Genomic DNA, 8930 nt, shown 5'->3' on the forward strand with positions numbered 1-8930 from the left:
AGAGCCATGTCCGACTATCAGGGAAAACGATTCAAGGCTTCTCAGATTCCCGATCCGTCGAAGCCGGGTGCTGCCCATGCGGCACAGCAGGGTCGGACATCCTCTCCTCAGCAGCCGCGCACGCCGCGTTCCGTAACGCCGACGTCCCATCGCCGCCAGGATACGCCGGCTGCGTATCGCCCTTCGTCATATGGCACGGCAAAGAAGCAGGCTCGGACGACGAGGCAGCTGAGTGACGCGCCGTCCAACTATGCCGAGCAGCCGCGTAAGAAACGCCGATCCATCATTCCCATCTTGCTCATCATCGTGGGCATCGGTCTGATTGTCGCCGCCGCTGCCATCTTTATCAATGCTCAGATTGGCTATAAGCAGGCGAGCGATTCGTACCAGAAAATCGAGAAGCAATATGTAAGCGATAAGGACGCCAGCGGCGTGCCGATTATCGACTTCGATGCGCTTGCTCAGACAAACCCCGAGATTGTGGGTTGGATTTATGTGCCGGGAACCAACATCAACTATCCCGTGGTGCAGACCAACAACAACTCCAAATACCTCAACACGCTGTTTGACGGTACATCTAACGCGTCCGGTGCCATTTTCTTGGATAGTGATGACACCGCGCCGGGAATGGTCGACCAGCAGACCACGATTTACGGCCACCATATGAACGACGGATCGATGTTCAATGTGATTTCGGACACCACCGACCAGGCGACGTTCGACAGCATTGAGTTTGTGTATTACATCACACGGGATGCTACGTATAAGCTGCGACCGCTGGCGACCAAAGTTGTCGAGGACACGTATGCCAAGGCGCGCACGCCCAATTTTGAGGGCGATGACGGACTGAAAAATTACCTGTCCGAGATGCTTGACGGTGCCTCTGCCGTGGCGAGTGATGCCACCGATCGTGCTGCTTCGGCAACCAAGGTCGTAACGCTTGTGACCTGTCGTTCGTTATCGCTGAGCAACACGCGTGCCGTCATGGTGCTCACACCGGTCGAGGAATAAGTTGTTCGAGAGTAGCTAAAAAAGCCCCGTTCCAAATTGGCTACTCGATGACGGTAAGGGAGAAATGATGCTTGAGAACGGCAAAACGATGCCTTCGATTGATGCTTGGCTTCGCGAGGCCAAGGCCGATTCGTCGGCACCTGCGTGCGGTATGTATCTGACACATAACGGTGTGGTGCGCGCGACTCCCAAGTCCGAGGCGCGCGGTGTCGAGACCGATGGCGTGGCGCCAGGCCACAAGGTGGGCGGCATGATGTTCGGCTTCGATGCTCAGAAGGTGCAGGCTGCTATCGAGGCCGCGCGCGCGATGCCGGGTATCGGCTATGTGCGCGTGTGGCTGGCAAGCGGCGAGCTTGCCGTAGGTGACGACATCATGCTCGTGCTCATCGGCGGGGACATTCGCCCGCACGTGGTCGATGCGCTGCAGGCGCTCGTTGGCACCATCAAGAACGAATGCGTGAGTGAGGTCGAGCGCGAGGCGTAGAGGCTTGCGTCGATAGAAGGCTCGTTTATAAAAACGCCCGCCGGTACGTGTGATACCGGCGGGCGTTTTGCGTTTTGGGCGCGGTGGGTGCTACACGCGCGTCGCATTCTTGGGGCTCATGGTCATGCTCTGGAAGCGATTCTCCATAAAGTCATTATCGAAGTACTTGCCGTAGAACTGCGCAACGGGAATATCCGGTTCCGTGCCGTTGACGCGCTGATACCAATAATCGAGCGACTGCAGCGTCATAACGCCATCGACCAGCATAATGATGGTGAAGATGACAGTAGCCGAGTAGCGGCTCTTCCACGGAATCATGTTGATGAGCTTGAGCAGCCTCGGCAGCAGCAGCTTGATCCAGATGAGGCCACCCAGGCCCCACAGGCAGGCGAAGCCTGTGCAGGTACGTCCGCCGGTAAGGACGGCGAGCGGATCGGGCATGCCAAAGAGCTTCATATGCGAGTAGCTCCACGAGACCACACCGAACGAGGTCTGCATAAACCAGCCCACGAACACCTCAAAGCTTGCACCGAGCAGTGCGCTCACCAAAAAGATAATGATGGGGTTCTTTTTGTAGAAGCGGTTGAGCACCATGGTCATGAGCACGGCGCCAAATCCGTAGATGGGGCTGAAGGGGCCAAACAGCATGCCGGCGCGGTTCTGGTAGACGCCCGGGTCGTCGACCGTCATGTGCCAGATGTCCTCGGCGATCAGGCCGAGTATGCAGCAGACAAAGAATACCCAGAACAGGTTGAAGTAGTTGAGCTTGATGTAGCCTTCGCCGGTTTCATCGCGCCCGAGCATGCCCTCGGCGGCGGCGTCGCGATCGAGCATCTCCTGCAGGCGGCGTTGCAGCTCGCGCTCCTGGCGCAGCGTGGGGTCGACGGTGGCCGAAAGCGCGACGAGGATGCCGAGCTGGATGGCAGGGCGAAGCAAGAAGGGCCCGATGCCCTGGAGCATCACGTCAACCAAAAGCTCGACGACGGTAAACGCGATAAGGATATAGGACAGGCGAGCGGCGTTGCGGCGCTGGTTTTTGATAAGGTCCAGGCCAAAGATGATCAGGATGACGGCACTTGCCGCAGAGAGCATGATGCCGGCGACGATGAGTCCAACCGAGACCAGCATATTGTCGCCGAGCTTTTCGGCGGCGTTGCCGTTGATGAGCGCGGTGATGACCTGCCACATAAAGGCAGCGACCGACGGGAGTGTGCCCACGCCGGATAGGATGCACAGGACGGCGTACACCTTAATGATGAGGGGAATCTTCTTGACCTCCGTGGCGCTGGGGACGCTGGGGTCGAGTTCGTTTCGATCCATACAGAACCTTTCTCGCTTTGTTGTCGGTTATAAGGATACGTCGCCGACCTGCCAAAAGACAGGACGAACGTCCCAATTGCAACTTTGTAATCCCCAACGGCGGACGCGGCGGCCATCTGGGGGCGCGGGCGCTTGCGCTGGACAGACCGATAAAATGTTTGGCCGCAAAACGGATTATTAGCTCGGTGGGCTTTTAAAAAGCGCTGCTCATGCGCTGAGGAGCGCGTCGCACCGTGCGTATAATAAGGCGGGTAACGCCAAAATACGAGGCTCTGAGGGGATGCCATGTCTCAAGAAACCATCCGCGCGGCCGAGCGTGCCGCGGGACAGGTGAACGCCATGTCGACGTATGATCCGGACTCCGACCAGCTGCATGAGGAATGCGGCATTTTTGGTGTGTGGGCGCCCGATCGCGACGTGGCTCGACTGACGTACTTTGGTCTGCGCGCGCTACAGCATCGCGGCCAGGAATCGGCGGGAATCGCCGTGGGTGATGGCGGCACGGTTATGGTTCGCAAGGACCTGGGACTGCTCGATCGCGTGTTCTCCAACGCCGACCTGTCGACGCTCTCCGGTCAGCTGGCCGTGGGCCACGTGCGCTATGGCACCGCCGGTGCCAAGAGCTGGGAAGCCTCGCAGCCGCATCTCTCTACCATCAACAGCGTCATTATCGCGCTTGCTCACAACGGCACTCTGGTCAACACCGACGAGCTGCGCCGCCAGCTGATCGAGCTGGGCGTGCCGTTCCTCTCCAATTCGGATTCCGAGGTCGCGACCAAGCTTATCGGCTACTTTACTCAGCGTACAGGCCATCTGCGCGAGGGCATTCGTAAGACCATGGAGCTCGTGCGCGGCGGCTACGCCATGACGCTCATCAACGAGCAGGCGCTCTACGCATTCCGCGATCCTCACGGCATTCGCCCGCTGGTGCTTGGCAAGCTCGTGGACGAGGGCCTGGATCAGGCCGACGCTGCTTCTGTTTCGCAGCTGCCCTCGCAAGACGGCGCCGCGACGGTCGACTCCGCCGTCCATGTCACCCGTGCCGGCGGCTGGGTCGTTGCCTCCGAGACCTGTGCGCTCGACATCGTGGGTGCCGAGTACGTCCGTGACGTCCGTCCCGGCGAGATCTTGCGCATCAGCGCCGAGGGTCTTGTGTCCGAGCAGGGCGTGCCTGCCGCCGAAGAGCCTGCTAACTGCATCTTTGAGCAGGTCTACTTTGCCCGTCCCGATTCCATCATGAACGGCAAGAGCGTCTATGCCTGCCGCTACGACATGGGCCGTCAGCTGGCGCACGAGGAGCCCGTCGAGGCCGACCTGGTCATCGGCGTGCCCGACTCCGGCCTGCCGCCCGCGGAGGGCTATTCGCACGAGAGCGGTATTCCCTTTGGCGAGGGCCTCATCAAGAACCGCTACGTGGGCCGTACATTCATCGAGCCTACGCAGGAGTTGCGCGCCATGGGCGTGCGTATGAAACTCAACCCGCTGCGCGACAACATCGAGGGCAAGCGCCTGGTCGTCATCGACGACTCCATCGTGCGCGGCACCACCATGGTGCAGCTCGTCAAGATGCTGCGCAACGCCGGCGCCAAGGAGATTCATATCCGCATCAACTCGCCCGAGGTCATCTGGCCGTGCTTCTATGGTATCGATACCGACGTGCAGTCGCAGCTTATCAGCGCCAACAAGACGGTCGACGAGATTTGCGAGTATATCGGCGCCGATTCGCTGGCCTTCCTTTCGGTCGAGGGCCTGCTTAAGGTCATGCCCAAGGGCGGCTACTGCGATGCGTGCTTTACCGGCCGCTACCCCGTGGCGATTCCAGAGAGCTTTGGCCGCGATAAGTTTATGGAGGGCTTTAAGCCCCGCAACCTGGACAAGCCGCTGCACTTTGACGACGACGCCGTGGTCGAGAAATACGACGACCGCAGCTGGGAAGAGGAGCACGGCGAGGCCTAAAACCGGCCATTTAGGGACAGGTTTATTTTGGTAGGTTTCACCTGCTGTTTTGTTGATTGAGCGGCGCGCGTTGTTATGGCGCGCGCCGAAATGAACGCAACTATGAGCACCGTTTGGCGCCCGGGCGGCGGACGGTAGTGGGAGAGGAAGGCTCAGATGAGCGACAGCAAGCATGTGACGTATGAGGATGCCGGCGTCGATACCGCCGAGGGCGGCCGCGCCGTTGACGCTATTAAGCAGATGGTCAAGGACACCAATCGCCCCGAGGTTATCGGCGGCATCGGCGGCTTTGGTGGCCTGTTCTCGGCTGCCGCGCTCAAGGATATGGAAGACCCGATTCTGATCAGCGGTACCGACGGCGTCGGCACCAAGCTCGTGCTCGCCCAGATCATGGACCGTCACGAGACGGTGGGCCAGGACCTGGTCGCCATGTGCGTCAACGACATTTTGGCTTCGGGCGCTGAGCCGCTGTTCTTCCTGGACTACGTTGCCATTGGCCACATCGAGGCCGAGCATATGGCAAAGATCATCAAGGGTGTTGCCGACGGCTGCAAGCTCGCGGGCTGCGCGCTCGTGGGCGGCGAGATGGCCGAGCACCCGGGCGTCATGGCTCCGGCCGACTACGACCTCGCCGGCTTTACCGTGGGCGTCGTCGACCGTCCCAAGATGCTCGACCCCGCAAACGTCCGCCCCGGCGACGTGATTCTGGGCCTGCCTTCCACCGGCGTGCACTCCAACGGCTACTCGCTCGTGCGCAAGGTCATCGGCGTCGACGGTATTAAGCCGGGCACGCCCGAGGCCGCCGCTAAGGCCGAGGAGCTGAGCCGTCCGCTCGAGGAGCTCGGCGGCGCATCGCTGGCAGACGCCCTGCTGGCCCCCACGCGCATTTATGTGAAGCCGATTCTTGAGCTGCTGCGCGGTGGTGCTCCGGTCCACGCAATTGCTCACATCACCGGCGGCGGTATCACCGAGAACCTCAACCGCGCCCTCGCCGACGACGTCGACGCCGTGGTCACCCGCAACGGCGCCGAGATGGGTTGGGACGTTCCGCCCGTCATCACCTACGTGTCGCGCCAGGCCGAGCTCGCGCCCAACGAGGCGTGCAAGACCTTCAACATGGGCGTTGGCCTGTGCCTGATCGTCGCCCCAGAGGACGAGGCCGCGGTTACCGAGGCCCTGGTCGCGCTGGGCGAGAAGCCGTTCCGCGTGGGCGAGTGCGTCGAGGGTTCCGGTAAGGTCGTGTACTCCGATGAGCGCTAACGAGCAGATGGCTGCCGCCAAGGGCCTGGACTTTGTGCCCTATACCCGTCCGACCGGCACCGATACGGACGAGCCGCTCAAGATCGGTGTGCTCATCAGCGGTTCGGGTACCAACCTGCAGGCGCTGATCGATCTGATCGCCGCCGGCAAGCTCAACGCTTCGATTGAGCTTGTGGTGTCGAGCCGTCCTTCGGCTAAGGGTTTGCAGCGCGCTGAGCGCGCGGGCATCCAGACGCTCACGCTTTCCAAGGACGTCTATGCCGACCCTATTGCCGCCGACGAGATCATCGCGCATGAGCTGCTCGAACGCGGTTGCGAGTATGTGGTCATGGCCGGCTACATGCGTATGGTGCACACGCCTCTGCTGGCGGCGTTTCCCAATCGCGTGGTCAATTTGCATCCGGCGCTGCTGCCGAGCTTTACCGGTGCGCATGCGATTGACGATGCCTTTGCGCGCGGCGTCAAGGTAACTGGCGTGACCGTGCATTTTGCCAACGAGATTTACGACAACGGCCCCATCATCGCCCAGCGCGCGCTGGCTGTCGAGGAGGGCTGGGACGTCGACACGCTCGAGGAGCACATCCACGCGATCGAGCATGTACTGTATCCCGAGGTCGTGCAAATGCTTGCCGACGGTCGCATCCACGTGCTGGAGAACGGCAAGGTGGCAGTTGACCCGGCGCGCTAGTCGCTTGAAAAAGGGTCTCCTTGGTTTCCTTGAGATGTAAAAGCTTCATCAGAACCAAGAAATCTGATAGGGCCTCGTCCGTGTGCGGGCGGGGCCCTTTTGCGTGGCCTTTCATGTTTGCTATACTGCTAGCAGATAGAGAGGAGCCGCTATGGGTACAGCAACGGTGCAGCTCAACACGCGAATCGATCCTATGCTCAAGGCTGGTGGCGACGCGGTCCTAACTCGCAATGGATTGGGGGCGAGCGATGCTATTCGTGCGCTTTGGGCCTATCTTGTCGAGCATCAAACGTTGCCGGGATTTATGGTGGCGGATAAGCGCGAGGCGCCCCGTGCGGAGAGCCTGGCCGAGCAGGGGTGTGGCCTAGCTTTTTCCTCGTTGGGGCTAAGCGCTTCGGATTTTGCGCCAGGTGGATCATCTGCGGAAGACTGGGATGCCGTACGAGATGATATGTATGACGCGATGATTGCCGACATCGAGGCGAATTGCCGATGATCGAGGCAAAACGCCTGCTTGTAGATACGAACGTTTGGCTCGATTATTACCTGCAAGAGGGGGCATTCGACGAAGCGAAGAGATTGGTTGAACTGGCCGAGGCGGGAAAGATCGACCTTCTTTATGCGCCCACGACGGCAAAGGATGTGTTCTACATTTTGCCTCGGCGTCTAGCCCGGCGGAATGCGAACGGGATTAGCGTGTCGTTTGCCTCGGCGTCATGGGCCTGCATCGAGCATATGATGCAGGTAGCAACGGCCTCTCCACTTTCGTTGGCAGAGTGCGAGATGGCACGCATGCTTGGCAAGCGTATGCCGGACCTCGAGGACAATCTCATTATCGCCTCGGGCGATACGGCGGATGTTGACTACGTAGTCACGAGCGACCGACGCATGTTGGAGACGATGCCCGAGGTATGCTTGACGCCCGCGCGCGCACTCGAGCTCATCGGGATCCTCGGCTAACCTTGCATACCCCGTTTCGCTATCATATTGAGCATTGTGGCCCTCATGCAACTTTGGAGGACGGTATGGCGGATAACGAAGCACTGTTTACGCCTGAGCTGGTGTTTTTTGATTGGGAGTGCGCGACGCCCGCCGAGGTGTTTGCGCGACTCGAAGGCGAACTTGCCCCACGCGGCTACATCTGCACCGGTTGGCTCGACGCCGTCCGCACGCGCGAGGATGCCTATCCCACGGGCCTTGCCATGCCGGCGGCCAACATCGCCATCCCACACACCGACCCGGGGTTTGTGGCCAAGCCCTATATCGCGGTGGTAAAGCCCGCCGCGCCCGTGACGTTCAATGCTATGGCCGGCATGGGTGCCCCCGTGCCGGCGCAGATCGTCATCAATTTGGGTATTGCCGAGCCGGGCGGCCAGGTCGAGGCCCTGCAAGCGCTCATGAATATCTTTATGGACGCGGACGTCGCAGCCGATGTGCTCGGCCAGACCACGCCCCAAGGCATGGTCGACGCTATCCGCCGCCACTTTTAAAGCCGGCACTTGGGGACTGTCCCTAACTGCCGGCAGAGACGATATGAGCAGGACATAAAACATTGAGAGCCCCTGCTGCATGAAAGACCGCGGATTAGGCCGACAATGGTGAGTGTCTAATTCAGCCGCGGCGGCCACGCCGCATTCATGGAAGGGGCTCCCATGCTCGATACTACCACCTTCGTCGGCCTCGACGTCCACGCCCGCTCGATAAAGGCCGTCTCCCTCGACGTCATGACCGGGGAGGTGCGCGCCGCGACCTTCGGCTACGACGCCGGCGCCGTCGCGGAGTGGGTCCGCTCCGTGGACCCCGGGGCCAGGTGCGTGTACGAGTCCGGGGTCACGGGCTTCGACCTGCAGAAGAGGCTCTCCGGCCTGGGGGTCGACTGCGTGGTCGGCGCCGTCTCGAAGATGATCAAGCCCAGCGCGGACAGGCGCAGGAAGAACGACCGCAACGACGCCGAGTTCCTCGCCCGCATGCTGTCGGTCGGCAACGTGGTCGAGGTGTGGGTCCCCGACGACGAGTGCGAGGCCGCCCGCGACCTGACCAGGGCGCTCGAGGACGCGAGGGACGACCTCTCGCGCTCGAAGCAGCGGCTCTCCAAGTTCCTGCTAAGGCACGGGCTCGTCTTCGACGAGAGGACGCCCACCGGCCGCAGGAAGGGCAACTGGACCCGGGCGCACTGGTCCTGGATCGAGTCGATTAGGTTCGCGGAGGGGG

General features: G+C 61.0%; 10 protein-coding genes. 9 read left to right on the forward strand and 1 reads right to left on the reverse strand.

What is annotated here, in order from left to right:
• Nucleotides 1-6: 6 nt before the first annotated feature.
• Together DXD16_RS08690 and DXD16_RS08695 are read left to right on the forward strand one after the other, a co-directional pair.
• Nucleotides 7-1011 (forward strand): class B sortase, encoded by a 1005-nt coding sequence (locus DXD16_RS08690; protein ID WP_117655820.1) that lies wholly within the window; start codon nt 7-9, stop codon nt 1009-1011.
• A 64-nt stretch (nt 1012-1075) separates the two neighbouring features.
• A complete protein-coding gene (locus DXD16_RS08695) occupies nt 1076-1495 on the forward strand; it encodes a molybdenum cofactor biosynthesis protein MoaE (protein WP_233502689.1) in 420 nt (139 codons plus the stop codon).
• A 90-nt stretch (nt 1496-1585) separates the two neighbouring features.
• Here the strand turns inward: DXD16_RS08695 and DXD16_RS08700 are convergent, their stop codons facing one another.
• Nucleotides 1586-2815, reverse strand: a complete 1230-nt coding sequence (locus DXD16_RS08700; protein ID WP_117655821.1) for a putative ABC transporter permease — start codon at nt 2813-2815, stop codon at nt 1586-1588.
• Between the two features lie 285 nt (nt 2816-3100).
• On the opposite strand from DXD16_RS08700, the gene purF reads away from it, so the two are divergent.
• The 7 genes from purF to DXD16_RS08735 form a co-directional block, all read left to right on the forward strand.
• Nucleotides 3101-4771, forward strand: a complete 1671-nt coding sequence (gene purF, locus DXD16_RS08705) for an amidophosphoribosyltransferase (protein WP_117655822.1) — start codon at nt 3101-3103, stop codon at nt 4769-4771.
• A 156-nt stretch (nt 4772-4927) separates the two neighbouring features.
• On the forward strand, nt 4928-6031 hold the full coding sequence (purM, locus tag DXD16_RS08710) for a phosphoribosylformylglycinamidine cyclo-ligase (protein WP_117655823.1): 1104 nt from the start codon (nt 4928-4930) through the stop codon (nt 6029-6031).
• On the forward strand, nt 6021-6719 hold the full coding sequence (gene purN / locus DXD16_RS08715; protein ID WP_117655824.1) for a phosphoribosylglycinamide formyltransferase: 699 nt from the start codon (nt 6021-6023) through the stop codon (nt 6717-6719). Before purM ends, purN begins: the two co-directional genes overlap by 11 nt.
• Nucleotides 6720-6870: 151 nt before the next feature.
• Nucleotides 6871-7215: a type II toxin-antitoxin system RelB/DinJ family antitoxin gene (locus tag DXD16_RS08720; RefSeq protein WP_117655825.1), complete on the forward strand. Its 345-nt coding sequence runs from the start codon at nt 6871-6873 to the stop codon at nt 7213-7215.
• Nucleotides 7212-7679 carry a PIN domain-containing protein gene (locus DXD16_RS08725; protein WP_199408196.1) on the forward strand — a complete coding sequence of 156 codons (468 nt, stop codon included), beginning with the start codon at nt 7212-7214 and terminating at the stop codon, nt 7677-7679. Before DXD16_RS08720 ends, DXD16_RS08725 begins: the two co-directional genes overlap by 4 nt.
• A gap of 65 nt (nt 7680-7744) precedes the next feature.
• Nucleotides 7745-8209 carry a PTS sugar transporter subunit IIA gene (locus DXD16_RS08730; protein WP_117634664.1) on the forward strand — a complete coding sequence of 155 codons (465 nt, stop codon included), beginning with the start codon at nt 7745-7747 and terminating at the stop codon, nt 8207-8209.
• Between the two features lie 162 nt (nt 8210-8371).
• The coding region (locus tag DXD16_RS08735; protein WP_233502690.1) for a transposase at nt 8372-8930 on the forward strand (559 nt) is incomplete at its 3' end.

Origin of the sequence: Collinsella sp. TF11-5AC (assembly GCF_003436775.1) — a bacterium.
GTDB lineage: Bacteria > Actinomycetota > Coriobacteriia > Coriobacteriales > Coriobacteriaceae > Collinsella.